The sequence below is a fragment of the Enterococcus sp. CSURQ0835 genome (genome assembly GCF_902706605.1).
In the GTDB taxonomy this organism is placed as follows: Bacteria; Bacillota; Bacilli; order Lactobacillales; family Enterococcaceae; genus Enterococcus_A.
Map to the genome: position 1 here is coordinate 38,261 of NZ_CACSLH010000013.1, position 26,162 is coordinate 64,422.

The window sequence follows — 26,162 nt, forward strand, 5'->3', positions numbered from 1 at the left end:
TTTGTTTTATTCTACTTTTTGTTGAAAATTTTAAATTATTTTTCTATACTTTGAAAGGACAAAAAAACAAAGGAGCTCTTTCAAACTTATGGAAAACTTTTTTAAATTAAAAGCCCAAAAAACGACGGTCTCGACTGAAGTTATGGCAGGTGTGACCACCTTTTTTGCAATGAGTTATATTTTATTCGTCAATCCGACCATCTTGTCAGCTGCTGGGATGCCGTTTCAAGCCGTCTTCCTAGCCACGATCATCGCATCAGTCATCGGAACGCTCGTGATGGGATTATTTGCTAATGTGCCTTACGCTCAAGCACCGGGCATGGGGTTGAATGCTTTTTTCACTTACACAGTTGTGTTTGGCTTAGGCTATTCGTGGCAAGAAGCGCTGGCAATGGTTTTTATCTGCGGTTTGATCAATATTTTGATCACCGTCACTAAGATTCGTAAGCTGATCATCCATGCGATTCCGGAAAGTATGCAACACGCAATCGGCGGCGGGATCGGGATCTTCGTCGCGTATGTCGGGATCAAAAATGCCGGACTGTTAGCTTTTAGCGGAGATTCAAGTGCCATCACTTCCAGTGTCGTAGAAAAAGGAAAAGCAACGAGTGTGGCGTTGAATTCTAGCGTGGTTCCAGCTTTAGCGAACTTCAACAATCCAGCGATTTTACTAGCTGTCTTTGGTCTCATCTTGATGACGGTCTTAGTGTTGAAAAAAGTTCCTGGTGCGATCTTACTAGGAATTTTGATCACGACTTTAGTGGGAATCCCCGCGGGTGTCGTAGATCTTAGCGCGATCGATTTCCACGCTAATTCGCTTAGCAGCTCTGTCAGCGAATTAGGGACGACGTTTGGTGCAGCATTTGGCTCACACGGGATGGGCGCTTTGTTCAGTGATTCTAGTAAATTACCGCAAGTTTTGATGACGATCTTAGCCTTTAGTTTATCCGATACGTTTGATACGATCGGAACTTTCATCGGGACTGGCCGCCGTACCGGAATTTTTTCTGAAGCAGATGAACAAGCGATCGATTCCGCTAGCAGCAGTGGCTTTAAAACCAAAATGGATCGCGCATTGTTCGCAGATGCGATCGCAACTTCGATCGGTGCGATCTTTGGGACCTCCAACACGACCACATATGTCGAATCGGCAGCCGGCATCGGAGCTGGCGGTCGTACTGGGCTGACTTCCGTTGTCGTCGCGCTTTTGTTTGCTTTGAGCAGTTTGTTCTCGCCACTGATTGCGATCGTTCCCACCCAAGCGACTGCTGCTGCTTTGATCTTAGTTGGCGTCATGATGATGGCTTCGTTTGCTGAAATCAACTGGACTGACTTAGAAGAAGCGGTGCCTGCTTTTTTTGCCAGCATCTTCATGGGACTTTGCTACAGCATCTCTTATGGAATCGCAGCTGGCTTTATCTTTTATGCGTTGACCAAAGTCGTCAATGGCAAAGCAAAAGATGTCTCGCCAGTTTTATGGATCGTCAATGTATTGTTCATCGCAAACTTCATCATCTTAGCGATCTTATAAAAAGTCAAACGAAAACGAGCACGTTTCAACGGTCAATCCGTTTGAAGCGTGCTCGTTTTTTGAAGTCAAAATCGGTTAGTCGCTAGCCGCGGTCGCCTGTTTCGGGAACGTAATGATAAATGTCGTGCCTTGTCCCAGTTCACTGGCGACATTGATCGTGCCTTTATGCAGCCGAACGATTTCTTGCACGATGGCTAGTCCTAAGCCTGACTCACCATATTTCGTATTCTTTCGGGATGGATCGACTTTGTAATACCGATCCCAAATATTTTGCGCTTGTTCTTTGGTCATTCCGATCCCAGTATCTGAAATTTCAATCACCGTACTCGTACTTGTTTCATGAGCTGTTAAGCGAATCGTGCCATCGGTGGTAAACTGGATCGCATTTTGAGTGATGTTGACCATCACTTGAATAAACCGATCGTAATCGGCGTAGACCATCACTGGCTCAGTGGTTGCTAAAATTAACTGATCACCTGCTGCTTCAGCTTTCCCCTTTAATTGGGTGGTGAGATCCTTTAACGCTTCCGTAGCATTGAAAGTCATCATCTCCACGACGATCTGACCCGTTCGGATTTTTTCGTAGTCGAGGTTCTCATTGACTAATCGGATCAATCGGGATGTTTCATTTTGCATCAATTTGATGGCTTTGCCTTTTTGATCTTCCGGAATCGCATTATATTGCAAGCCTTCTAAGAGACCATTGATCGTAGTAAGAGGCGTACGCATCTCATGAGCAGCGTCAGCCATAAATTGACGCCGTCGTTCTTCCAAGCGTTCGATTTCTTCATTGGAATCTTTTAAAGAATCCGCCATCATATTAAAATCATTGGCTAAATCATCCAACTCATCTCGATTTTTATTGGCGATCGTAACATCAAAATTGCCGTTTGCGATCTCTTTTGTTGCTGAACGCATTCGATTGATCCGCCGAACTTGTCGGGTAGCTAAAAAGTAACTGACTAAAATCGCGACGAATAATGCGATGATAAAACCTTTCAGCAAATCGCTAGTCACAGAATTGACACTCGTTTCCACGTTGACAGCCGGCTGACTGACCACTAAAACGCCATAAAAATTCGTTCCTTCTAAAAATAATGGCACCATCGCATAAGAAGTCGCTTGCTTCGCGCCATAAATATTCAGCGGGCCCGTGATCTTTTGTTGCTGACCTTTTTTCAGCAGTGCCCATTGATCGGCCGTGATCAAATGTTTGTTGATCGCTTCAGTTTGGCCCCCATATTGTTGGTCAGAAGCAGGTGTGGGGTATTCAATTGTTTTGTGTTGATTGAAAAAAACAAAATTTACTTCTTGCTGACTCAAAAAACCTTCCGTCAAATAGATCGAAGCTTTAAACGCGCTATCGCTATCCATATTATCATTGACTTGCGTGCTCAAACGCTTGGTCGTTTTTTCGATCGAACGTGCATAACCGAATAATTGCTGGTAATTATTGTCTTCCATACTGCGCCGCGTGAATTGAGTAAAAGAAACGCCTAAAACAAGCAAGATGAGTAAGATCAAGATCCCAAAGGCCACGAGCTGCTGATAAAGATACTTCATCAAGCAACCCCAGCATCATCGAATTTGTAGCCGACGCCCCAGACCGTTTGAATGACTTGTGGTCCGACTTTCTCGATTTTTTGCCGCAGTTTTTTGATATGGGCATCTACCGTTCGTTCATCACCAAAATATTGATAATCCCACACTAGTTCCAATAGTTGTTCGCGGGTAAAAACTTGCCGCGGCTTTTTAGCCATCGTGTACAACAAATCAAATTCTTTCGGCGTCAAACCTTCGATCGCTTGGCCATTTAAGTAAGCTTCCCGAGTTTTTAGATTCATCTTAAAATGATCCGTTTTGATATCAAACGTCGTATCTTCATTTTGTTTCGGCTCTTGAACGTCACTAGTCAATTCACTGCGCCGATGTAATGCCTTGATCCGCGCAATCAAAGTCAACGGTGAAAAAGGCTTGGTGACATAATCATCGGCTCCCATCTCAAGACCGATCACTTGGTCGCTTTCGGAATCGCGGGCTGTCAGCATGATGATCGGTACGGTACTAGAAACTTTGCGGATTTCACGTCCCACTTCCATCCCATCCATGCCGGGCAAATTCAAATCAAGTGTGATCATATCCCATTTTTGGGGTTCAGCTAAAAAAGCAGCTAGCCCTTCTTTTCCATCGTACTTGAACGTCGCTTCCCAACCCTCATTTAAAAAAAACATCTGCATCATCTCTGAAACTGATTCATTATCTTCAATCATTAAAATATTCATAATACCCCTCCATCTGGCAAGTGTTCTCATCGTCTAGTATACGCTAAAACTTTTTTTTCAACCATTATCTTACCGGTTTATTCAAAAAGAGTTCAGCCTTTTTTCATGAAGTATCTGCATTTAATTTAGCAAACAGACCCTAAATGAAGCTTAAATAGATCCCTTTCATAAAAAAGTGATGCGCAAATAGCCAGCTCACTTACACCTTGGTCGAGCCAAATAGCAAAACAGACTAGGAACTCTAACCAGTCCTAGTCTGTTTTAAAAAGTTATAAATAATTTTTTGCCTGTAATATGTCACAAGCAGCACTTGCGTTAGCTTCATTGACTAATAAAATCGGACCGGTACATCCCATCCCGCTTTCCGCATAGATCTGCGCTTGCCACAATGCTTGGACGGCTGCTTCTAATTCTAATATATCAATGCCGGCTATCTCTTTGGTGACGATTTCTTTCGTTGGTGCGCTAACTTCTCCTTGGACTGGTGAGACAGGTTTTAACTGCTCGCAAATTTCGACTAGATTGGCGCGTTTTGCGGCCGTGTATTCATCGGCACTGATTTTTTTCAAGCCGCCTTTAGCTAATTGATACGCGTATTCTAAGGCATTTTCGATTACTGGCGCACCACTTGCCCGTGAGACGATACAAATATTTTGCGTACCGGCTTCACCGATCCCAGGCCCATAACCAGCCCCGGCTACTTCATAGCCTCCACCACTAGTATAAGCGGAAAATAATTTCATTAAAATATTTCCCGTCAAACTATCGCAGACGACCACATCGACACTTGCAGTCAACAGATCATTTCCCCGCAAAAAGGTACCGCCGTCTGCTCGTTGGCTTTTGCCAAAATGTAGTTCATAGCCATTTGTTTTCAATTGTTGCAACGCACGTTCGGCAGTCTTCGCACCCTCGATATTCAACAAGCCGATCGTCGGCTGTTTGATCCCTAGTGTCTTGGCTACTGCGATACCGTTGAGGGCATTTAACACGAGCGCTTCATTGCGCACTGCACTGGTCGTTCCAGTCGTCGTTGCGATCAATAATGGTTTTCCAAAAGCCGGTGTTACGATTTTCCCAACGGTCGAAACACCGATAGGAAAATTATAATGCAACGTGACACAGCCTTGGATCAGATCACTAGCTAAGGCTGCTTCCATTAGTTGAGCGGCTGATTTTTGACAACGATCCGTCGCTAAATGTTCAAAGTCACCCGTCCAATCTGTCGTTGCGCCGATCAGTACAAGTTCAAAATCATTTTTTTGTTTGATCGCATAAGCGGCTTGTTTCATTACCTCAAGTCCTAATTCACTTCCATCAATGGTGAGGCCAATCTTCAGTTTCGGGCCGACTTGTCCAGTCTCTAAGCCGGTCGCTAATTCTGTAAAAACTTTTTTGATCGTTTGATTGACTTGCTCAGACATCTACTCACCTCTACTTCAAACTCGCAGCAAATGCTCGTAAAGCAGCTGCGACTTCTTTTTTCACTAAGACTTCCAGATCCGCTTGCTCAACAGCCTCGACTTTGCCTGGATTACGCTCTAACACGATCGAAACACCGTCAAATAAATTGGTCATGCGGCCTAAAAACAATGACCCTTTACCCACGATCATCGCACGGTTTTTTGTTCCACTCATCAGATCTTCAGTCGCAAAACCTAAATACGGCACCCCACTTGGAATATGTCCTTGGGTTGGCGCCCACCCGACTAATGCTTTTTGATTCACAAAATTCAGCAGCTCTTTTTTCTCGATATCTTTTCTTAAGACTCCGATGGCACCGATCATTTTCAAATTGGCGAGTGGAACATCACCAGCTCCAGCAGGCTTAGTGATATCTGGATTTTGCATCTCGACGGAGTAAACATCTACCTCTTCAACTGATAGATCTGCTTTTTTCAAGGCATCACTGATCAAAGCTGTCGTCACTGCTTGCGGGCTTGAACCACTGGAAACTTTGTGCCTTCCGGTCAAATCATGACGCAAAACAGGATGGCTGCCGTCATTCTCACTGATCAGCACCGCAAAGCCGCCTAAAACATCTTCTAAAATCGGTAAGCCTTTTGCCACATGCGACTTGCCATTCATGCCAAGTTTCGCTGCCGCGCCACCTGCTACCACGACTACGTTTTGATACGTGCCCGCAGCGACTAATGAAGCTGCTGAGATCAATGCATGAGTCGGCCCAGCGCAAAAACTTCGAAGATCACTTCCAGTCGCATTGACACAATCGCAAGCTTCCGCGATCGCTTTAGCAAAATTCCCACCCCCTCGCTGGTTCATATCTCCACAAGCTTCCTCACTGCATTCGATGACATAATCAACGGTGTGAGGATCAATTTTCCGAGTCGCAAACAATTGGCGTAAAGCTAAGATGCCACTAGCTTTGACGACTAGATTTTCTAACATGACATGTGCGTTTAAATTGATATCTAATTGATGAGCGCGGCTGACACACCCGACTAGTTGTCGGTTATAATACAGCCCTTCTGCTGCATTTTCTGTCCGTTCTTTTTCTAACCACTCTAACGATTTCGTATTTTTGATTTGATCGACGTCTTGCTTAAATAGTGGGTGAGCAGCTAATGCTTGGCGAACTTTTTCCGCGAAGTCTTCTTCTAAGTGAACCAATTCAAAAACATCCGCGATTTGGAGTAGCCCATAAAATTCTAGCTCAGGCATGATCTCTCCGAATTTTCCGAAACGTTCACCTGAAATTTCCGTCTTGACCCAAGGTTGAGGCAATTCTTTTAACTGTTCATAAGGTAAGTTTCCGATATACGTTTGATTCGGAGCATAATTCACCACTTCCGTATATGTCCGTAAATGTTCATCCAGCTGACGCAAATACTCGCTATCGGGCGTGGTGATTTTTTCAGTCGTTTGCGTAGTCCCATTGTGTTCGATCATATCAGGTGTATGGATCAACACATAACTGGCCCCGCGTAAAGTTGAATAGTTCATCCTGTTACGCTCCTAAATGTATTTTTGGATCAACGCTTCTGCATTTTCTTTCGTACACTCTTCTTTTGCCACCTCTGCTACTTTTTCACCATTTTTATAAATTGAAACGACCGGTAAGCCTAAAATTTTATGCTGAATGCAAAAACGGCGAACTTTTTTTTGCGAAGTGTTGAATTTCGTAAAAGCTAATTGCTCACCATATTTTTCAGCTAATTCTTCCATGGCTGGCATCAAAGCCAAACAATTCTCACACGACTCCCCCCACCAATCGACTAAAACTAATTCCTTTGCCGTTACTTCTTGATCAAAATTTTCAGTCGTCAATTCGATCATGTTAAGACCCCTCCTTGTTGTTTGATCCGCTTGACATAATTTTGAGCTGAAAAGGCCGCTGTCGCACCATCACCAGCTGCGGTAATGACTTGCCGCAAAACTTTTGGTCGAAGATCACCGGCGGCAAAAACTCCCGCGACTTGTGTTTGCAATGTGTCATCGGTCAACATATAGCCAGCCGTATCTAAGGGAATGAGGCCTTCATAGATTTTAGTATTCGGCACATTTCCGATAAACACAAAGATCCCAAACAAGCCATCTTCTTCAGTTGCTTCAAAGCGGGTCGTGATCCCCGTTTCGGTATTGCGGATCGTCATAGCTTCCACCATGCCCGCGCCTTCGATCTTTTCTACCACCGAATTAAAAATGTACTCGATCTTATCATTTGCACGCGCTTGTTCGATGGCGATCGCATCAGCTGTCAAATCACTCAAATTTTGGATCAACGTTACTTTCCGAGCAAAACTAGTGATAAACATCGCTTCTTCGACCGCGGAATTTCCGCCCCCGATCACAAACACTTCTAAGTCTTCAAAAAAGGCACCGTCACATGTAGCACAATATGAAACACCTTTACCTGCCAACTCCCGTTCACCAGGACAACCAATTGCTCTAGGATGCGCGCCATTTGCACAGATGATCGCATAACTTTCATACGTCGTGCCATCTTGACACGTGACTTTTTTGACCGTCCCAGTTAACTCTAACTGTTCCACTGCTTGACCGACTTTGATCTGTGCTCCGAATTTTTCTGCTTGTTCTGTCATCCGAGCAATCAATTCCGGTCCACTCGTTTCAGCCGCCGCACCTTTGACTGAACCAGGAAAATTTGCGATCTCATGCGTTGAAACGATCTGCCCGCCTAGTTTCGTCTTTTCCAAGACTAAGACTTTTAATCGGGCGCGCGCATTGTATAAGGCTGCTGTCAATCCAGCTGGCCCCCCGCCAATAATGATCACATCATACATAAAGATTGACTCCTTCCACAAACTGCCTGAATGTCTCTTACACTCAGGCAGTCCCACTTGTTTTACTCAAACACTGTTTGTTCACTGACCGGAGTAGTAAAAGCAGTCAGTGCTTTTTCCACGATCTCCCAGCGCAATTTTTGTTCATCGGCTTCGGCTAACTTAGGATTGCCTAGTGGATGTGGGATCGCTACAGCTGGCACGATCCGATTAGCACCCACCGTTAATGAAATCGGCACGACCGTACAGATATGAACCACTGGGATCCCCGTTTTTTCAATTTCTTTGACCATCGTTGCACCGCAACGTGTACAGGTTCCTCATGTGGAGGTTAGGATCACAGCATTGACGCCATCGGATTTTAATTTACCCGCGATCTCAGCGGCATATTTTTTCGCATTGGCTACCGCCGTTCCATTGCCGACTGTCGCGTAAAAATAATCATGCAGACTGCCGATCAGCCCAGCTTTTTCAGCTTTGCGAAGCACATCTAATGGCACGACGCGATTTGGATCTTGATTAGCATACACCGGATCATACCCACCATGAGCTGTTTCATAGTGCTCTGCTGACAACGCTTCGACCTCTTTGATCCCATAAGCGCCATATTTCGAAGCACTGCTCGATTCAATATGATCAGGATTATGTTTGGGGACGATCCCGCCAGAAGTCACCAGCGCGATTTTAGCGGTACGTAAATCTTGCAACGCTTCTGCCGGTTCAACATTATCGAATTCAGGCATCGGATATTCCGTTATATATGGCTCATCATTTAATTTTTTTACCAACATCTCAACTGCTCGTGTTGCACCACGGGTTTTTGCTTTGAAATTTTTTCGGCGGCGAACAAAATAGCCATCGCTTTCCGGTGAAACAGCTTCCTCCTGCAATAATTTCAAGGCTAGATTTGCCATAGGTGGGACAGCTTTTCGCATTCCCGCCGCACTATTTCTAGTTGGTACGATATACGCATCTTTTTTATACAGATCTAGCCCAGGATTTTCTTCATACATACCAGTGACCGCTGGAATTTGTAATTGTTCCATGACCGCTTTTGCGACGGCGCCACATGCCAGCCCGTATCGTCCCGCATTAAAAGCCGGACCACATACGACTAGATCTGGTTGATAGCTTTTGATCATTTCCAAGACGGATCGTTCGGCTGTTTCCAAATGTTCGTTAAAAAAAGTATCGCCACACACGACAGTCCCAACGATCTCAGCCTCTTCTCCTAGAGCCGTTTTAAATGCCAAACCCGGACCGATGATTTCAGGTTTCGTAAATGGTTCGATATCTGCTTTATCTTCGCCGCCGATTCCGGCATAAAACTGGTTGATGTAATGGACCAGTCGAAATTTTTTGCTCATAGTACGCCTCCTTACTTAAACTGAGTTGATCATGATCAGTATTTTCCGAATTCAGCGCGGATTGTCGCCACTTCTTCAATGATGTCATCCACATCTAAAATCATTTCCATCATACCGATCTGTTCATCATAAACACTTTCATCAGCAAGTGCTTTAAATTCTGGTTCTACCGCGTGATAGACAGCTAGACCTAGCTGTTGGTTCGTCAATGGACCAGCGTAGGTAGGATCGCCATTCGTTACAGTTTCAGCTGCAAGACCTGCTGCTTCGCCTTCTGCTGCACCGATAATAATCACTACATTTTCAGGGCCGTATGTTTCAGCCGCTTCTTTTACTCTACGTTGATTTTCTAAATCCATTGCACCAGCAGCCGTTCAGACGAAACATTCGGTTGAAGAAAATATTACGTCGGCACCAGTCTCCGCTAGACAAGCTTCGATTGCTTGACCTGGAATCCCGTCACGATCGCCAATGACTAAGACTTTTTTTGCGTTTACATCTAAGGTCATTTTTGATTCCTCCTTGAAATTTTTTAGTTATTGCTCAGACACCCTTTGCCGCCATCTGATTAAATCCTAGTTCGTTCGTTGCTCCTGTGATCGCTTGGATCTCAACGGTAATAGTGCCATCAGGTTGAAGACTGCCATCAAATCCGCCCGCGATCACGTCCGTGTAATCCAACGATCCAATGAGCTGGTCCATTTTTGGTAAGGTGATCACTTCATTGGCATTGCCCCCTGTGACGACCGCAGTTGCTAATTTGTCAGCATCAGCTAATGATTGACTCGCGCCATCTCGACCAGCATATTCATCGGTAACGATTACAGTTTTAATCCCTTTTTCTTCGACTTTTTTGCAGTTCATGATCAAGTCAGTATCTGGATTTCCAAAACCTTCTTGCGAAATGATCACACCGTCTAAACCTAAAAACTCAGTTAATTTGGCGACAAAATCACTGGAGCGGACTTTATCTTGTAAATAAACCGTTTCATTCGTGATGATCACACCGATAAAATTGATTTCTTTCCCATGTTTTTGATACAAGTCTTCAATCACTGGATTGTTCAAATGATGATAAGTCGTATTTTTATCACAAGCAGACACACAATTTCCACTGATGATCGCACCATCCATTACTTCAGTCGGATATAAAATCGTCGGTACGATATGTTTCGCATCTGTTCCGTAAACATACGTATCATGGAGTAACCCTTGTGTTTGTAACATATAGACATAGCCCACTTTAGGTAGTTCGGGATATTCTTTGATCTGTTCTAATAATGGCTTTGTCTCATAAGTCGTCAGTTCAGCTGGTTCAACTGTTTTTCCAAGTTGTCCAATATATTCCGCTGCCTTCAAACCAGCTAACCGAGCAGCTTCTTCATATTGATGTGGATCTAGTTCCGCTATTGGTTCCAAAACTAGACAGATCTCGATCAATTTTGAAAAAGGAGTCAGTTCCGCACCTGGACCGGTCATATCAACGATCCCTTCTTGAAAGCCAATGATTTTCCCAACTGTCATCACCGCACAGCCTTTTAATACATGCGTTCGACCACTGCCTTGGATATTCACTTTATTAATGACTCCTGGAAAGATCCCTCCCACTGCATCTACTTTACACCGCGGTTCGATCACGTCTTTTATCGGCGTGATTCGAATTGACTCGCCCGGTCGAGCTACTTTTAGTTGGCAGCTAGCTAATCGTTCATCTGCTAAAATCAACTCACTGATTTTTTCTGGCTCAAGATATAAAGTCGTGCCAACGATTTTTTCTTCTGATCCCAATACCACATCTTGAATCTGAATTGTTCCAACTTCTAGCTTCATTCGTTCACCTCACTTTAAATTGTCAAAAAAATGCTGGGTCTCCTTTCTAAAAAAATCCCCCGATTCGCTCTAACGTGCTTCGGGTAATCGAAAAATCTACCAAAGCAAAATCAGCTAATCCTTTTTCCGTCCATTTAGGACAAGTTCGGTCCTGACTGAACTGCTCATACACCTCAAGTGCTGATTCGATATATGCTAAACTCTCAAGATCGATTGCTTGAGCGGGGGTTGCGGCTAAAATAATGGTTTTATAATACGTCTCATTGGGCTTTAGACTACTGCTCAATGGATGGCTGAGTAAGACACGTTGTTCTTGTACGATCAATTGCCGAACTTTTTCTAACACTTTACCGTAGGACCCATCCACAAATCGCGTGTCAAACTTTGCGGCGACTTGCGGATTATTGGTGACGATCATAGTTTGCCTCCTCGTTATGGATAGATTTACTTGCAAGCAAAAATTTTTAATTTAATTTTTCCATTTCATCTCGCTAGTTAAACTAAATCGAAAAAATGAGAACTGAAGCTACTTATCTAAAAAATATTTTCTAACTCTAATTGTGACAAAAGGCACAAGCAAATGAAAAACAGAGCACACTACGATCCAATTCGCAGTGTACTCTGTTACTGACCTGAGAGATTCACCTGCAACTGCAAGCTTGCTCCTTCGGTGTGGGGTGCTCTCCAGAGAGTTGTCTGATCGCGGTTCTTTTACCTGAGATATTCACAGCAATTCCTGCTTGATTACTGCTTATTCCTTCGGTGGTCAGGGACCCTCTCCCGCGATCTTCAGCCATTTTTTCAAATGAATTCGCCTCTTTAAGAAAGCGCTATCATTTATAGTTCCATCATAGCAAGGTGAATTTTTTTTGACAATTTATTTTTTGTTTTCTGACAAATAACTCGTTTATTCTTCTGATCCTTTTCATTCCGTACTAATAAAAAACCATTATTATTCAAATGATTGAAGGAAAAAGTTTATTTGTTGCAGCTGACATTGTCTCTACACCAGCTAACTAAAATTTTTGCCCAACAAAAAAAGCTGTCGAGCTAAACTCAACAGCTTAATCAAATGGAGGCGGCGGGAGTCGAACCCGCGTCCAAACACATCGCTACCCAAAACTCTACGCTCATAGTCAGTTCTACTTAAAAGTTTCGCTTCACCTTTCGCCGAATGACAGGCTAAAGATGTCGCTAGTCTGATGAGCTCTTGTTAAACTTACAGACGGAAAGTTTAACCGTATCCCACTTAAGTTTGAGACCCTTACCCGAGCACATGGGCGATGCCGGGAGGATCTACGCTAACTGTTTTTAGGCAGCTAAAGCGTAAGAGTAATTGTTTTCTTTAGCAGTTATATTTAACTGTAACGTTTTTACGTAGCCGTAACCTACGAAGCGCAATTCAAGCTCGACTATGCCTGTCGAATCCGTAACGCCCCCGTTTTGTAGCATTTAATAGTATAGCATTCCCTCCTTTAAAATGCAAAAAGCAAATCGGCAACTAACGAAACTCTTTCAAGATCGCGGTGACTTCGATCTCGCCTCCGATTAAAACTTCCGCTAAATCAGTTGATGCAGTTTGCCAATAGGCTTGTGCTTGTGCGATCTTTTCAGTCAGGCTGACATCCGCTAACGTTGGCAGCAACTGCGCGTCCCCTGAAAAAAAGGGTCCGGCGGAAGTTACTTTGACCAGCTGCACGACTTTTCGATCAAATGATTCAAAATTTTTTTGCCAGCGTTCACAATCTGCTAAAGTTTGGGTCCCATACAAACATTCAAAGCGTGATGGCAAATGAGAAAACTGTTGCAGACGAACTAACTCCGTGATGATCTCTCGCAAAGCGCGAGCCTCATGAGCCCGAGCTGCCTGCAAGAACATTTGGGCCTCATCAGTCCAACCTTGTTGCAGTACTTGCGAAACAGTCTGACCGGCCGCATTTTCTGGCTGCTGCGCTAGAAAAAAATCATACAAGCGATTATGTTGTCTACCATCAAAGAAAATTTTTTGTCCTATCGTCAACGGTTTACGCGTTACTAAATGATAAAATTCCATCGGCTCACCTACGTTTTTATTTTTAGCTTAGCATAAATTTAACGTTTGGCTAGTGGTGTATAGGAAATATCTGGTGCCACTTCCATATACGCTGGCCGAATGATCTTTTGCACATTGACTAATTCTTCCATCCGATGCGCGGACCATCCAACGATCCGGGCAATCGCAAAAATCGGCGTGAATAACTCTGCTGGCAGATCCAAGAGCTGATAAACAAACCCGCTGAAAAAATCAATGTTGGCACTAACGCCCTTGAACATCTTGCGGTTTTTTTGAATGACTTGAGGAGCTAAATATTCTATTTTGCGATACAAATCAAAATCCGCTTGAGCAGCCGCCCCTTTTTCTAACGCTAATTTTTCCACGAATTTTTTGAACAACTCCGCGCGCGGATCTGAATTAGCATAAACCGCATGCCCCATCCCATAGATCAATCCTTGTCGATCAAAAACTTCTTTATTCAAGATTTTTTGTAAATAAGCAGCGATCGCAGCATCATCGGTGGGATCGGTAACGTGGGCTTTGATATCTGCCATCATTTGTGCGACTTTGATATTGGCACCGCCATGTTTAGGCCCTTTTAATGAACCCAATGCCGCTGCAATCGTCGAGTAAGTATCAGTCCCGCTGGAGGTCACCACATGAGTAGTAAACGTGGAATTATTCCCGCCACCATGCTCCATGTGTAAAACTAATGCCATGTCTAATGTTTGAGCTTCTTGAAAAGTATATTTTTTATCGGGACGCAACATAGTCAAAATCGCTTCTGCTGTACTGAGTGCTGGATCAGGCCGATGGATATACATACTGCCATCTTTTTCATAATGATTATATGCATGATATGAATAAACCGCCAGCATCGGAAATTCACTGATCAGCGAGATACTTTGACGTAAGACATTTTCTAAACTCGTATTATCCGCCGCTTCATCGTAACAACCTAATGTTAGAATACCTCGAGCCATCATATTTATAATATCGTGAGTGGTGGCTTTCATAATAACATCGCGAACAAAATGAGTTGGAAGCGTTCTTTTTTCAGCTAATGTCACTCGAAAGTCTGCCAGTTGTTTGGCAGTCGGCAACGTGCCAAATAATAACAAATACGTAATTTCTTCATACCCAAAACGCGCTTCGGAAACAAAACCGTCGACTAACTCATTAATGTCAATTCCGCGATAGCGTAATTCACCTTCGTCTGAGATAACTTTTCCGTTTTTCATTTTTTGAGGATGAATCGTCGAAATATTAGTCAGACCAGCGAGCACACCTTTCCCATCGTTGTCCCGTAGCCCTTTTTTAACATGGTACTTCTGATAGAGACCACTTTCCAAATGATCGTTTGCTCGAATAGTCTCTGTCATTTTTTGATAGTTGAATGTAGCGTTTGTTGTATCTGACATGACGACGTCCCTCCATTATTTGAATTTGATAAACTGGTGATTTGTAAGGGATTATAGCATAATATTTAAAAAATGAAATAGTTTTAATAAAAGTATTTACTTTCAATTTTAAGGCTCGTATAATAAATCCAATTTAAGAATTTCAATAACAATAGGAGGCCTTTTTGATGTCTTGGAAAAAAGAACTCAACGTAACGAACAAACAAGTGATCTACTACGATCTTAAGGCCATTGCAGCCAGCCATCATAGCAATTTGCAACGCTTACCCTTTAGCTTGCGAGTCTTAGCCGAAAGTTTAGCTCGGCACAAAGAGTTGAAGGAGCTAAAAGAGCTACTGGCCTATGACGCTGCTGCTCCTCACGGGGTCATTCCTTTTCGACCAACGCGAGTGATCTTACAAGATTTCACTGGCGTCCCAGCAGTCGTTGACCTTGCCGCGATGCGGGATGCAGTCGGAAAATTAGGTGGCGATCCCGAGGTCATCAATCCCGAGATCCCCGTTTCATTAGTTATCGACCATTCGATCCAAGTCGATTGTGCTGGTAGTGAAGAAAGTTTGGCTTACAACAGTGAAAAAGAATTTGAACGTAACGGTGAGCGCTATAGTTTTTTAAAATGGGCACAAACTGCTTTTGATAATTTTGAAGTCGTGCCTCCTAATACTGGGATCATTCACCAAGTCAACTTGGAGTTTTTATCCAGTGTAATCAACGAAAAAGATGGCATCGTCTTTCCTGACACATTGGAAGGCACTGATTCTCATACAACGATGATCAATGCCCTAGGTGTTTTAGGCTGGGGCGTTGGCGGGATCGAAGCAGAAGCCGCGATCTTAGGTGAAGCTTCCTACTTTCCGACACCAGAAGTCATCGGGGTCAAATTGAAAAACAAATTGCCCACTGGTACGACAGCCACCGATTTAGCGCTTCAAGTCACAAAACTCTTACGACAAGAAAAAGTCGTAGGTAAATTTGTCGAATATTTTGGCCCCGGCTATCATCAATTGAGTTTATCTGACCGTGCTACTTTAGCAAATATGGCACCGGAGTATGGCGCAACGTGTGGCTTTTGTCCGATCGATGATGAGACATTGCATTATTTACGTTTGACTGGTCGTGCGCCTGAACAAGTCGCATTAGTCGAAGCGTACGCCAAAGCCAACGAATTATTTTATACCGATCAAGAACCCACTTACACTCGAGTGATCGAGTTAGATTTAGCAACGATCGAACCGGCGATTGCTGGACCAAAACGTCCACAAGATAAAATCCCATTGACCAAAGCAGCTGAAGATTTCAAACAAGCCTTGAGTGCCCCAACTGGTTTTGACGGATTTGGTTTAGATGATCAGCAAAAAAAACGCACAGCTGCTTTAGATCACGAGGTACTCGAAAATGGTTCCGTTGCGATCGCCGCTATTACCAGCTGTACGAATACTAGCAATCCTTCTGTGATGGTTGCAGCCGGCTTGTTGGCTAAAAAAGCCGTCGCCGCTGGTTTAAAAGTTCCTGATTTTGTCAAAACTTCATTAGCTCCTGGTTCCAAGATCGTTACGAGCTATTTAGAAAAAGGTGGTCTGCTGAAAGACTTGGACGCATTAGGCTTTGAAGTCGTCGGGTATGGCTGTACGACTTGTATCGGAAATTCTGGTCCGCTAGCGCCTGAGATCAGTCAAGCAATCCAAGAAAACGATCTAGTGGTAACTTCAGTTTTATCTGGGAATCGCAATTTTGAAGGTCGCATCCATCCGCTAGTCAAAGCCAATTATTTAGCTTCCCCGCCACTGGTTGTCGCTTACGCACTAGCCGGCAGTCTGACCAAAGATTTGACGCAAGAGCCGCTTGGCGAAACAGAATCCGGTCCCGTTTATTTGCACGATCTATGGCCTGAACCAGCTGAAATTGAAGCCTATATCAAAAAATATATCGAACCAGAAGATTTTCACGAAGTTTATCAAGATGTTTATACAGCAAATGAAAAATGGAATGCGATCGCAACATCCAGCAGCGCTCGCTATGACTGGGACAAAAACTCGACTTATATCGCGAACCCCCCTTATTTTACCGACTTGAAACAAAGTTTACCTCCACGGCCAAGTTTAACGAATTTGAATGTCTTGGCAAAATTTGGCGATTCGATCACGACTGATCACATCTCTCCAGCTGGTAACATCGGCTTACACTCCAGTGCCGGCAGTTATTTAAAACAGCACGGACTAGCTTATAAAGACTTCAACTCATTTGGTTCTCGTCGCGGAAATCATGAAGTCATGCTACGCGGAACATTTGCCAATATCCGTATCCAAAATCAATTAGTCCCAGCTAAAACTGGTGGCTACACTCGATTTATTCCGACAGGTGAAGTGTTATCGATCTATGATGCCGCTCAAAAATACCAAGCCGCTGGGATCAACACGATCGTATTAGCAGGTAAAGATTACGGCATGGGGTCTTCTCGCGATTGGGCAGCAAAAGGGCCAGCTCTATTAGGTGTTAAAGCTGTGATTGCGGAAAGTTTTGAACGGATCCACCGCAGTAATCTCGTCATGATGGGAATTTTACCATTAGAATATTTACCTGGTGAAAATGCGGACAGCTTGCATTTGACAGGCGCTGAATCTTTCACGATCGAATTACCAACTGATCCTGCCATCAACCAATTGATCACAGTCAAAATCGATGGTACACCACGCACATTCCAAGTTAAATTACGCTTTGATTCAGCTTCTGATATTTCATATTGGAAAAATCAAGGCATCTTACCACTGGTGATCCGCAAAAAAATGAGCGAGGTGGAAAAATGAGCTATGTAACCTTCACTGCTGATAAATTAACCGTTCCGACTGAATTAACGATCCCTTTTATCGAAGGCGATGGAATCGGGCCTGAGATCACCGCTGCATTGCAGAGAGTCACTGCAGCAGCACTGACCAAAACACTACCTGAAAACAAAATCATTTGGCAAGAAGTTTTAGCTGGTGAGAAAGCGTTTCGACAAACTGGCAGCTGGTTACCGTCTGAAACCCTTGCAACGATCAAACAAGCAAAACTGGCGATCAAAGGGCCATTGACGACACCGATTGGAGAAGGCCACCGCTCATTAAATGTCACATTACGGCAAGAACTGGATCTCTATGCTTGTGTTCGACCAGTCCGCTACTTTCCCGGTGTCCCCACACCAGTCAAAAAACCAGAAAAAACCGCCATCACGATCTTTCGCGAAAATACGGAAGACCTGTATGCGGGCATCGAATTTGCTGCTGAAACACCTGAAGTGAAATCATTGATTGAAACTTTACCTCAAAAACAGCAAGCTAAGCTTCGTTTCCCCGCAACTAGCGCGCTTGGGATCAAACCGATCTCAAAAACCGGTAGTCAACGACTCGTAGCTGCGGCAATGGATTATTGTTTGACCCACAACAAAAAACGATTGACTTTAGTTCATAAAGGCAACATCATGAAGTTTACAGAAGGTGGCTTCAAAAAATGGGGCTATGCGTTACTTGAGACTCATTATCCAGATCAAGTCTTTACGCTAGAACAATTTAATCGCTTAAAAAAAGCGCACGGTCTATCTGCAGCACAAACAACTTTAACGGGTGCACAAGCAGCACATAAAGTGATCGTTGATGATTTGATCACCGATAATTGCTTCCAACAAATGCTCTTAGCCCCAGAAAAATATCAAGTCTTAGCTACGACGAACTTAAATGGTGATTATTTATCAGATGCTCTTGCTGCTCAAGTGGGCGGGATCGGGATTTCTCCTGGAGCAAATATCAATTATCAAACTGGTGCTGCATTATTTGAAGCAACCCACGGGACCGCACCTGATATCGCAGGCCAAGGATTAGCCAATCCCTGCTCGCTGCTGTTATCGATGGTTATGTTACTTGAGTACATCGGCTGGCATCAACCTGCTAAAACAATCGAAACTGCTATTGAGGACACGTTGGAACAAAAAATCGTGACCCATGATTTTGCTCAAACGATTCCTCAGGCACAAGAAGTATCGACCGCCGATTTTGCAACTGCTTTGATTCAACAAATCGAGCATAGCTAAACTTGTCAAGCTCCCTCCTTTTCTTTAGAATGAGCATAGAACAGAAAAAGGTGGGATGAAAGATGCATTTTTATGATTCAATCAGTGACTTATTATTGGATCTGCACGCTGATCTTGATGATATTGGTGATGAATTGATCTGGGTCTACTACGACAAACACGGTCAAGTCATCGATTACCGTTACAAAACTATGCCGGATGAACCCACGCCAAAACCTCACGGCGATGAATCGATCCGAGAAATGTATGCCAGTCACTTATACAAACAACTGACCAAATAAAAAGAGAAGCGCACGACACATATTTTTGTGGCGTGCGATTCCCTTTTTTGTTTTTTTAGTTCAGAACTGTAAAAAAGTCTTGTCGCTAAATTTTAGGACAAGACTTTTCGCTTTAATTATAAAAACAGTTGTTGATGACTGGTCCAGCGATCTCATCGTACCCTACCGCCATCTTGCCATCGTTTTGATCGATCTTATCAACATCTAACCCATAAAAACGTTCAATATGGATCACACAACCTTGATCGCCTTTTTCCACGACCTCACCAATTACCGGACGCGCGAAAGATTTGATCCGACACTCATAATTTCTACCCAACTCAATAACTTCTTTATTCATCTAGTCACCCCATAAATTCATTTTTTGTAGCTTAATCATACCACCATTTCACTATAAATGCGACTATTTTCCTTAGAAAATGAAATAAAGTGGTTTTTTTATTTTTTTACGCCACGTTTTCTAAAATAATACGCACATATTGCTCTAAGTACTTTTGATCGATTTCATCATATAGACCAATTTGATTACTATCGAGATCTAGTACACCAATTAGTTGACCAGATTTTTCCATTGGAACTACAATTTCCGACAAAGCTGCGGAGTCACAAGCGATATAATTTTTATGTTCTTTAACGTTTTCAACGATCAGTGTCTGTCTTTTTTCGGCGGCTTCACCACAAACACCTTTTCCCAGTGCGATATGAACACATGACACTCGTCCTTGGAATGGCCCTAAGATCAACTCATCATTCTTATATAAGTAGTAACCAGCAAATACTGTATTGGGCAACGTCTCATTCAATAAAGCAGACGAGTTGGCTAAAATCGAAATCAAATCTGTTTCTCCTTCGATCAAAGCTTTCTGTTGGGCTAATAATAATTCATAGGCATTCGTTTTTTCTTCTTTATTCCACATCTTGCTCACTCCTTGCAAAAGCTATTTTTTTATTATACGTCAAAACTTTGGATAACGATAGATTTTTTCACTTTTATTTTTAATAACATTCTAACCAAAATAAAAAATCGTTATTTTAGAAAGGTACTTCCTTTAGCTTCTTTATCACAGAGATATTTTAAAGTCAATATTCAAAAATAATATATTTTTACAGGTAATATTTCAATAACATTACAATCTATACGGTTAGATAAAAAAAACATCCTATTACGCAGGCCAGCGCAGTTTTCCGCTATAATTTAAAGCGTCGATAAATTATTACGAGTGGAGAAATTAAAATGAAGCTGAAAAAATATACTGCCTTAACTTTATGTGCCTTGACTCTTTGTAGTCCGGTCGTAGCTAGCGCTGACGAATTTGACCAAAAGATCCAAGAGCAAGATCAAAAAATCGCACAGCTAGAGCAAAACGAAGCAAGCACGGCTCGTCAAAAACAAGCGCTGGAAAACGAAGTGGCAACGATTGAAAATGAAGTTGCACAAACGTTGAAAGCTAAAGCCGCTGCGGAAAAAAACTTAAGTGAGTTAACGGCTCAGATCACTACTTTACAAAAAAACATCAGTCAACGTGAGCAACAATTAAAAAAACAAGCTCGCAATGTCCAAACAAATCAAAGTTCAGTGGCATTGGTCAATGCGATCATGGACTCTAAGTCGATCGGTGAAGTTGTGAAAAAAACGATGGCTGTCAAAACAATGTTAAAAGCCAACCAAGAAACGTTGACGCAACAGACGCGCGATAAAGAAAAACTACAAACTTTAGAGACGCAAGCCAAGCAAGAGCTCGCAACGATCAATCAAAAAACAGCTGAGCTAAAAGAAAAACAAACTAGCTTAGTCAAAGCAAAACTAGATCAGCAAGTCAAACTCAGCGAATTACAAGCTACTATCGCTACAGAAAAAGACGAGAAAGAAAAATTCCAACAACAAAAAGTTGAAGCGGAGAAAAAACGCGAAGCAGCTTTGAAAGCATTAGCGGAACAACAGCAAAAAGAAGCCGAAGCTCGTCAAAAAGCCCAAGCTGAAGCGGAACAACAAGCGAAATTAGCAGCGCAACAAGCGAAACAAGCAGCTGAGCAAGCAGCGAAAGAACAAGCAGCCGCTCAAGCACAAGCCCAAGCAGCCAACACAGCACGCGAACAAGAAGCTGCTCGCCAAGCTAAATTGGCAGCTGAAGAACAAGCGCAACAAGCAGCACAACAAGAACAACAAGCGAAATTACAAGCGCAACAAGTAGAAACAGTAACGGATTCTACCGTTACAACGACTCCGATCACAACGATCGAAACGGAAACACCAGTAACTGAAACAAACGAAGTCCCAGTAAAAGAAGAAACCCCAGTTGAAAAACCAGCAGCACCTGCTCAACCGGAAGTCCAACAGCCAGTGCAACCAGAAGCGCCGGCTCCTAGTCAACCGAGCACTCCACCAGTTAACAACAGTGGCTGGACTTCACCACTTTCAATTGGTTTGATCGTTACGAGCCCATTTGGTTGGCGTCAAAACCCAACGATGCCTGGCGGTCAAGAGCATCACGATGGGATCGATTTTGCTGGTGCAGCTGGTACCCCGATCTATGCGGCAAAAGCAGGAACTGTAGTCGAAGCTAGTTTCCATTATTCAGCCGGCAATCATGTGATCATCCAGCATCCTGACGGGCACTATTCATACTATATGCATTTGATCTCACAGCCAAACGTAGCAGTCGGTCAGCAAGTTGCAGCCGGTGACGTGTTAGGCGGAATGGGAACGACGGGAAATTCTACCGGTGTTCACTTGCACTTCGGTGTCTCGACTGCTTTATGGTCAAGTTTTGTTAATCCAGCTCCCCTATTAGGTATTTAAATTCAGTGGATAAAAATAAGCCTGCTAAAAATCTGTTTGATTTTTTAGCAGGCTTTTCCATTTTTATTCCACCAATTAGTTTCTTATGCTCAACGCAATTGAAGTTGCTCATTAAAATAATCTTTATACGCTCCATAGCCAGCAATGATCGAGCCAAGACTTGTTGTAGATAACAGCATAAATGTTACCATGATTTGATATTTGATTGCATGGACTGGATCAACTCCAGCAAAGATCAAGCCTGACATCATCCCAGGCAAACTGACCAACCCTACCGTCTTAGCTGAATCGATCGTTGGTTGCATCGCAGTCTTGATACTTTCTCGTAAAATATTACTCGATGCTTGTTTAGCATTTGCCCCCAGCGCTAATTTTTCTAAGACTTGCTGCCGCTGATCACGAAATTGGCTTGCGAGATTGCGATAACAAAGCCCAATCGCTACCATTGAATTAGAGGCGATCATCCCACTGATTGGAATAACTTGCGAAGGAATGAATTTGATTGCCCCAGCTAAAATCAAAATCCCCATGGTCAAATACGTACTGATAAAGATCGCTAACAGCGACGTCCAATATTTTTTATATTGATTGGGATTGCGCTTATGAGCATTCCACGCCGCATTCACTACGATAAACAAACTCATTAAAGCCGTCAGCCAATTATTATCGACTTGAAAAATATACTTCAAGACATAGCCTACGATCACCAATTGAATGATCGCTCTAAAAATACCATAAAAAATTTCTTTTGATAATTGCAATTGCTCTTTTTGAGAGACCACAACTGCTACTAAGACTAATAAAAAGGCAAACACTAATGCTCCATTGTTGACCGTTAATTGATTCATTCTTCCGCTACCTGTCCTTTCACCAATGAAATCTGCCGACTCGCTTCTATAATATCTGCTTCATCATGACTGACTTGGATGATCGTCACTCCGGCTTGATGGACTGATCGGACTAATTGTTGCACGATTTTTTTGCTATCTTCATCTAACCCCACTGTTACTTCATCCAACAAAAGAATCTTTGGTTGAAATAATAAGTTACGGATCAATGCCACGCGTTGCCTTTCGCCACCCGATAATTCAGTAATCGGTTTGGCTAAAAAGTCAGTCGGCAAGTCAACTTGAGTTAAAAACTTTTCAGCTGTACTCGCTTCAAACGCTTTTCCTCTAATCAAATAAGGAAACGCTAAGTTATTTTGGACTGTTTCACCAAATAAAGTTGGCTGCTGAAAACAATACGAGACCATCTGCCGATAGTTTGTAATTGAATATTGCTGCTGTGCTTGTTGTTGAAAAAAGATTTTACCATTCGTTGGTGTCAGTAAGGTTGCGATGATCTTTAGCAACGTGCTTTTACCGCCGCCAGATGGCCCATTTAAAGCTAAATACTCTCCTTCTGCTACTTCAAAAGAAATAGCAGTTAAAATCTTTTTTGTAAGAACTTCATAGCCTACATTTTGCAGTGTTAATATTTTTTCCATGTCACCCTCCCAAGTTATTTTAGTATAGCAAAATCCAAGCAAAAATACTTAATCCAACAATTCGTTGCAACTAAAAAAAGACCTTAGCCGCCAACGCGAATAAGGTCTCATACTTAGTTTGTTAGTTATTCAGCTGCTTCGATATCTTCTGCGATCCCAGCCAACTCAATTTCTTTTTCTAGAAAATCTTGATTAGTTAGCGGCAAATGTTGCTGAAAATCATTGATTGCCATCAGCTCTAATTGGGCTTGTTTCAAATCATATCCTAAAACGTGCCCGCCAAATGTCCGGTCATCACTGATAAAATGCAGATGGAATCCAGCCGCCGAAATACCTTGATAGATTTTAGGCGTATAAAAACCAACGATCGTTCCGCTAATCTCTTTCGTTTCAAATTCCGGCTGATGTTTTGCAATTTCAGCAAAACGCGGATAGGGTTTAGTTTGCTTTGGTGCCATCCGAACATGCATGTAGCTGAAATTACCGTGAAGCTTGACTGCCCCAAATAAATTATGACTAAGGTTAGCTAAAATTTTTCCCGCCACTTCTTGTTCAGTTAAATCAGTCAGCTCAAATTGTTGCTGGCTTTCAAACGGAACGACCGCACTATAAGGTGTTGTCTCGTCCCCTTTTAACTCTGTCACTTTCCCCGTTTCAGCTGCGTGAAAAGCCGTGCCGTCTAACACGATGATCTCGCCATTTGCTCCAGCCAATGTTCCAAGGCCTAAATCACCATGCTTCAAAACATTTTCAACAGTTTCAGTTCCGTCCATCAAGCCGAACATCAAACCGCCTAATGTACCATGTTGGTATAATTCACTCATGAAAGCTCCTCCTTTTTAGTTTAAAGCAACAATCGTTTCGCAGCTCATCCTCTACAATTGCTAAAGTTAAAAGCGGGATGCGCAACTTTTTTGATTTGATTTTTAGTAGAATTGATCTGGTAAAATCGTTTCACCTAATTTTTGATTATCAGAATAATCGATCGGGATATCGATCACCACAGGACCATCTGTTTTTAGTGCTTCTTCTAACGCTTGATCAAGTTCTGCTTGTGAAGTTGCCCGCAGTCCTTTGGCACCAAAACTTTCCGCGTATTGAACAAAATCGACTGGTCCGAAATGAACCGCTGCAGCTCGACCGTATTTCATTTCTTCTTGGAACTCAACCATATTATAGGCCCCGTCATTCCAAATCAATTGGATGATATTCAGTTTCAAACGCACTGCCGTTTCCAAATCTTGTCCAGAAAAGAGGAACCCACCATCACCAGAAATAGAAAAGATCTGCGTGTCTGGTCGAACAAGTGCCGCTGAGATCGCCCATGGAAGTGCGACTCCAAGCGTTTGCATCCCATTACTGAACAACAAATGCCGTGGTTCATAACTTCTAAAATGACGAGCCATCCAAATGTACAAGCTTCCGACATCTACAGCTACGGTCATCTCGTCTGTCACTTTTTCTTGTAATGTATTGATCACTTCAAGGGGATGGACCCGACCATCATTTTCACGTTGCGGTGCTACATCCCGTTGATTTAGCGTTTTTTGTAGCGTCGTCAAATAATCTCTTGCATCAGCTGAGATGTCGTATTCAGTAATCGCTTCAGTCAATAGATCTAATGTGCTAGCGATATTACCGATCAGCTCTTCTTCTGGTTGCAAGAATTGATCGATCTCAGCGGGCACTTCATCCACGACGATCACTCGCGCGTCTTTTTCTGCATTCCAGTTACGAGCTTCGTATTCGATCGGATCATAGCCGATCGCAATCACTAGATCACTGCGTTTTAACAACATATCGCCTGGTTGATTGCGAAACAGACCGACCCGACCAAAGAAATGTTCTTCTAACTCACGAGAAATGATTCCAGCACCTTGGAACGTCTCTACGACTGGCAATCCCGTTTTTTTGACTAAACGCCGGATCGCTTGCGTTTCTTTTTCACTAGAAGCCCGCATCCCAACTAAAAGTGTCGGCAACTGAGCTTCTTGAATCCGTTGTGCTAGATTTAAAATCGTTTCTTTTGAAGCCGAACCTAATTTAGGCGCCGTTAACGGTTTGATCGCTTCACTTTGAACTAGACTGTCCGTCACATCTTGCGGGATAGAAATAAAGCTCGCGCCATGTTTAGCTGTTTTTGCCATCCGATAAGCGTTCGCGATACTTTCCGAAATATTTTCCGGATCTTGGATCTCCGCACTATATTTGGTAATCGGATTAAAAAGTGCCGCGTTATCCATACTTTGATGCGTCAATTTTAACAGATCACTCCGCTTGACTTGGCCGGTGATCGCTAAAACTGGATCGCCTTCTGCTGTAGCTGTCACTAATCCGGTCGCTAAATTACTAGCGCCTGGTCCGCTCGTCGCGATCACAACACCCGGTTCCCCAGTCAAACGTCCGATTGCTTGTGCCATGAACGCCGCGTTTTGTTCATGACGGGTCACGATCAATTGCGGGCCTTTATCTTCCAATGTATCAAAGACGCCATCGATCTTAGCGCCAGGAATTCCAAAAACATACGGAACGTGATGATTGATTAAACTGTCAACGATGATTTCTGATCCTTTTTTACTCACTGTTATACTCCTTTGTTAAACCTGTATTATTTAATAATACGAATATACTACTCAAAAGTTTATTTGGCAACAATGAAACATCAAATAAAAATGTAACAACTTGAACAAACTTTCTCTTCACAAATTTGTTTTTCATTCGGAATCCTAAGTTGAAACGGTTTGTCAAAAACACATTGCTTCATTTGACTAACAAATTTCGTTGTCCGTTTTATTTTT

23 protein-coding genes, 1 other RNA gene and 1 riboswitch are annotated in these 26,162 nt (G+C 42.9%); of the genes, 5 read left to right on the forward strand and 19 right to left on the reverse strand.

Going from position 1 to position 26,162, the window contains the following annotated elements:
• The first annotated feature begins 88 nt into the window (after positions 1–88).
• Positions 89–1,531, forward strand: coding sequence for an NCS2 family permease (locus GVJ38_RS07165; RefSeq protein WP_159722496.1), 1,443 nt, complete (start codon positions 89–91; stop codon positions 1,529–1,531).
• A 75-nt stretch (positions 1,532–1,606) separates the two neighbouring features.
• Here the strand turns inward: GVJ38_RS07165 and GVJ38_RS07170 are convergent, their stop codons facing one another.
• The 13 genes from GVJ38_RS07170 to GVJ38_RS07230 all read right to left on the reverse strand — a co-directional run bounded on the left by GVJ38_RS07170 (position 1,607) and on the right by GVJ38_RS07230 (position 14,731).
• The gene (locus GVJ38_RS07170) at positions 1,607–3,094 is read right to left on the reverse strand and encodes a sensor histidine kinase (RefSeq protein WP_159722497.1); all 1,488 of its coding nucleotides are present in this window, start codon (positions 3,092–3,094) and stop codon (positions 1,607–1,609) included.
• Positions 3,094–3,813, reverse strand: a complete 720-nt coding sequence (locus GVJ38_RS07175) for a response regulator transcription factor (RefSeq protein ID WP_159722498.1) — start codon at positions 3,811–3,813, stop codon at positions 3,094–3,096. Before GVJ38_RS07175 ends, GVJ38_RS07170 begins: the two co-directional genes overlap by 1 nt.
• A 269-nt stretch (positions 3,814–4,082) precedes the next feature.
• Positions 4,083–5,237, reverse strand: coding sequence for a glycine/sarcosine/betaine reductase complex component C subunit alpha (grdD, locus tag GVJ38_RS07180; RefSeq protein WP_159722499.1), 1,155 nt, complete (start codon positions 5,235–5,237; stop codon positions 4,083–4,085).
• 10 nt (positions 5,238–5,247) lie between these two features.
• Positions 5,248–6,777, reverse strand: a complete 1,530-nt coding sequence (grdC, locus tag GVJ38_RS07185) for a glycine/sarcosine/betaine reductase complex component C subunit beta (RefSeq protein ID WP_159722500.1) — start codon at positions 6,775–6,777, stop codon at positions 5,248–5,250.
• 12 nt (positions 6,778–6,789) lie between these two features.
• On the reverse strand, positions 6,790–7,110 hold the full coding sequence (gene trxA, locus GVJ38_RS07190; RefSeq protein ID WP_159722501.1) for a thioredoxin TrxA: 321 nt from the start codon (positions 7,108–7,110) through the stop codon (positions 6,790–6,792).
• On the reverse strand, positions 7,107–8,078 hold the full coding sequence (locus tag GVJ38_RS07195; RefSeq protein ID WP_159722502.1) for an NAD(P)/FAD-dependent oxidoreductase: 972 nt from the start codon (positions 8,076–8,078) through the stop codon (positions 7,107–7,109). Before GVJ38_RS07195 ends, trxA begins: the two co-directional genes overlap by 4 nt.
• Positions 8,079–8,140: 62 nt before the next feature.
• Positions 8,141–9,445: a glycine reductase complex selenoprotein B gene (gene grdB, locus GVJ38_RS07200; RefSeq protein ID WP_159722503.1), complete on the reverse strand. Its 1,305-nt coding sequence runs from the start codon at positions 9,443–9,445 to the stop codon at positions 8,141–8,143.
• 35 nt (positions 9,446–9,480) lie between these two features.
• Positions 9,481–9,954 (reverse strand): glycine/sarcosine/betaine reductase complex selenoprotein A, encoded by a 474-nt coding sequence (gene grdA, locus GVJ38_RS07205; protein WP_159722504.1) that lies wholly within the window; start codon positions 9,952–9,954, stop codon positions 9,481–9,483.
• 34 nt (positions 9,955–9,988) lie between these two features.
• Positions 9,989–11,275 (reverse strand): glycine/sarcosine/betaine reductase component B subunit, encoded by a 1,287-nt coding sequence (locus tag GVJ38_RS07210; protein WP_159722505.1) that lies wholly within the window; start codon positions 11,273–11,275, stop codon positions 9,989–9,991.
• Between the two features lie 46 nt (positions 11,276–11,321).
• Positions 11,322–11,693 carry a GrdX family protein gene (locus GVJ38_RS07215; protein WP_159722506.1) on the reverse strand — a complete coding sequence of 124 codons (372 nt, stop codon included), beginning with the start codon at positions 11,691–11,693 and terminating at the stop codon, positions 11,322–11,324.
• Between the two features lie 275 nt (positions 11,694–11,968).
• Positions 11,969–12,068: riboswitch (glycine riboswitch) on the reverse strand.
• Positions 12,069–12,345: 277 nt separating this feature from the next.
• Positions 12,346–12,715: a transfer-messenger RNA gene (ssrA, locus tag GVJ38_RS07220) on the reverse strand.
• A 61-nt stretch (positions 12,716–12,776) separates the two neighbouring features.
• Complete coding sequence (locus GVJ38_RS07225) at positions 12,777–13,328, reverse strand: DUF2441 domain-containing protein (protein ID WP_159722507.1); 552 nt, start codon at positions 13,326–13,328, stop codon at positions 12,777–12,779.
• A gap of 38 nt (positions 13,329–13,366) precedes the next feature.
• The gene (locus GVJ38_RS07230) at positions 13,367–14,731 is read right to left on the reverse strand and encodes a citrate/2-methylcitrate synthase (protein ID WP_159722508.1); all 1,365 of its coding nucleotides are present in this window, start codon (positions 14,729–14,731) and stop codon (positions 13,367–13,369) included.
• 167 nt (positions 14,732–14,898) lie between these two features.
• Between GVJ38_RS07230 and acnA the strand changes: the two genes are divergently transcribed.
• From acnA to GVJ38_RS07245, 3 genes are all read left to right on the forward strand, one after another.
• The gene (gene acnA / locus GVJ38_RS07235) at positions 14,899–17,535 is read left to right on the forward strand and encodes an aconitate hydratase AcnA (protein ID WP_159722509.1); all 2,637 of its coding nucleotides are present in this window, start codon (positions 14,899–14,901) and stop codon (positions 17,533–17,535) included.
• Positions 17,532–18,794: an NADP-dependent isocitrate dehydrogenase gene (gene icd, locus GVJ38_RS07240; RefSeq protein ID WP_159722510.1), complete on the forward strand. Its 1,263-nt coding sequence runs from the start codon at positions 17,532–17,534 to the stop codon at positions 18,792–18,794. The genes acnA and icd overlap by 4 nt, the downstream gene beginning before the upstream one ends.
• 62 nt (positions 18,795–18,856) lie before the next feature.
• Positions 18,857–19,075 (forward strand): hypothetical protein, encoded by a 219-nt coding sequence (locus tag GVJ38_RS07245; protein ID WP_159722511.1) that lies wholly within the window; start codon positions 18,857–18,859, stop codon positions 19,073–19,075.
• A 112-nt stretch (positions 19,076–19,187) separates the two neighbouring features.
• On the opposite strand, the gene GVJ38_RS07250 is transcribed toward GVJ38_RS07245, so the two are convergent.
• Complete coding sequence (locus tag GVJ38_RS07250; RefSeq protein WP_159722512.1) at positions 19,188–19,415, reverse strand: hypothetical protein; 228 nt, start codon at positions 19,413–19,415, stop codon at positions 19,188–19,190.
• Positions 19,416–19,521: 106 nt separating this feature from the next.
• Entirely contained in the window at positions 19,522–19,992 is a 471-nt protein-coding gene (locus GVJ38_RS07255; RefSeq protein ID WP_159722513.1) for a GAF domain-containing protein, read from the reverse strand.
• Positions 19,993–20,309: 317 nt separating this feature from the next.
• Between GVJ38_RS07255 and GVJ38_RS07260 the strand changes: the two genes are divergently transcribed.
• Positions 20,310–21,875, forward strand: coding sequence for a peptidoglycan DD-metalloendopeptidase family protein (locus tag GVJ38_RS07260; protein WP_159722514.1), 1,566 nt, complete (start codon positions 20,310–20,312; stop codon positions 21,873–21,875).
• An 89-nt stretch (positions 21,876–21,964) separates the two neighbouring features.
• Here the strand turns inward: GVJ38_RS07260 and GVJ38_RS07265 are convergent, their stop codons facing one another.
• The 4 genes from GVJ38_RS07265 to alsS form a co-directional block, all read right to left on the reverse strand.
• Positions 21,965–22,723, reverse strand: a complete 759-nt coding sequence (locus GVJ38_RS07265; RefSeq protein WP_159722515.1) for an ABC transporter permease — start codon at positions 22,721–22,723, stop codon at positions 21,965–21,967.
• On the reverse strand, positions 22,720–23,364 hold the full coding sequence (locus GVJ38_RS07270) for an ABC transporter ATP-binding protein (RefSeq protein WP_159722516.1): 645 nt from the start codon (positions 23,362–23,364) through the stop codon (positions 22,720–22,722). Before GVJ38_RS07270 ends, GVJ38_RS07265 begins: the two co-directional genes overlap by 4 nt.
• A 125-nt stretch (positions 23,365–23,489) precedes the next feature.
• Positions 23,490–24,188: an acetolactate decarboxylase gene (gene budA / locus GVJ38_RS07275; RefSeq protein ID WP_159722517.1), complete on the reverse strand. Its 699-nt coding sequence runs from the start codon at positions 24,186–24,188 to the stop codon at positions 23,490–23,492.
• Between the two features lie 102 nt (positions 24,189–24,290).
• Positions 24,291–25,946 carry an acetolactate synthase AlsS gene (alsS, locus tag GVJ38_RS07280; protein WP_159722518.1) on the reverse strand — a complete coding sequence of 552 codons (1,656 nt, stop codon included), beginning with the start codon at positions 25,944–25,946 and terminating at the stop codon, positions 24,291–24,293.
• Positions 25,947–26,162: the final 216 nt, after the last annotated feature.

Coding starts and splice junctions, on each gene's coding strand:
- GVJ38_RS07165 (WP_159722496.1), top strand. CDS start 89: ATGGAAAACTTTTTTAAATTAAAAGCCCAAAAAACGACGGTCTCGACT.
- GVJ38_RS07170 (WP_159722497.1), bottom strand. CDS start 3,094: ATGAAGTATCTTTATCAGCAGCTCGTGGCCTTTGGGATCTTGATCTTA.
- GVJ38_RS07175 (WP_159722498.1), bottom strand. CDS start 3,813: ATGAATATTTTAATGATTGAAGATAATGAATCAGTTTCAGAGATGATG.
- grdD (WP_159722499.1), bottom strand. CDS start 5,237: ATGTCTGAGCAAGTCAATCAAACGATCAAAAAAGTTTTTACAGAATTA.
- grdC (WP_159722500.1), bottom strand. CDS start 6,777: ATGAACTATTCAACTTTACGCGGGGCCAGTTATGTGTTGATCCATACA.
- trxA (WP_159722501.1), bottom strand. CDS start 7,110: ATGATCGAATTGACGACTGAAAATTTTGATCAAGAAGTAACGGCAAAG.
- GVJ38_RS07195 (WP_159722502.1), bottom strand. CDS start 8,078: ATGTATGATGTGATCATTATTGGCGGGGGGCCAGCTGGATTGACAGCA.
- GVJ38_RS07210 (WP_159722505.1), bottom strand. CDS start 11,275: ATGAAGCTAGAAGTTGGAACAATTCAGATTCAAGATGTGGTATTGGGA.
- GVJ38_RS07215 (WP_159722506.1), bottom strand. CDS start 11,693: ATGATCGTCACCAATAATCCGCAAGTCGCCGCAAAGTTTGACACGCGA.
- GVJ38_RS07225 (WP_159722507.1), bottom strand. CDS start 13,328: ATGGAATTTTATCATTTAGTAACGCGTAAACCGTTGACGATAGGACAA.
- GVJ38_RS07230 (WP_159722508.1), bottom strand. CDS start 14,731: ATGTCAGATACAACAAACGCTACATTCAACTATCAAAAAATGACAGAG.
- acnA (WP_159722509.1), top strand. CDS start 14,899: ATGTCTTGGAAAAAAGAACTCAACGTAACGAACAAACAAGTGATCTAC.
- icd (WP_159722510.1), top strand. CDS start 17,532: ATGAGCTATGTAACCTTCACTGCTGATAAATTAACCGTTCCGACTGAA.
- GVJ38_RS07245 (WP_159722511.1), top strand. CDS start 18,857: ATGCATTTTTATGATTCAATCAGTGACTTATTATTGGATCTGCACGCT.
- GVJ38_RS07250 (WP_159722512.1), bottom strand. CDS start 19,415: ATGAATAAAGAAGTTATTGAGTTGGGTAGAAATTATGAGTGTCGGATC.
- GVJ38_RS07255 (WP_159722513.1), bottom strand. CDS start 19,992: ATGTGGAATAAAGAAGAAAAAACGAATGCCTATGAATTATTATTAGCC.
- GVJ38_RS07260 (WP_159722514.1), top strand. CDS start 20,310: ATGAAGCTGAAAAAATATACTGCCTTAACTTTATGTGCCTTGACTCTT.
- GVJ38_RS07265 (WP_159722515.1), bottom strand. CDS start 22,723: ATGAATCAATTAACGGTCAACAATGGAGCATTAGTGTTTGCCTTTTTA.
- GVJ38_RS07270 (WP_159722516.1), bottom strand. CDS start 23,364: ATGGAAAAAATATTAACACTGCAAAATGTAGGCTATGAAGTTCTTACA.
- budA (WP_159722517.1), bottom strand. CDS start 24,188: ATGAGTGAATTATACCAACATGGTACATTAGGCGGTTTGATGTTCGGC.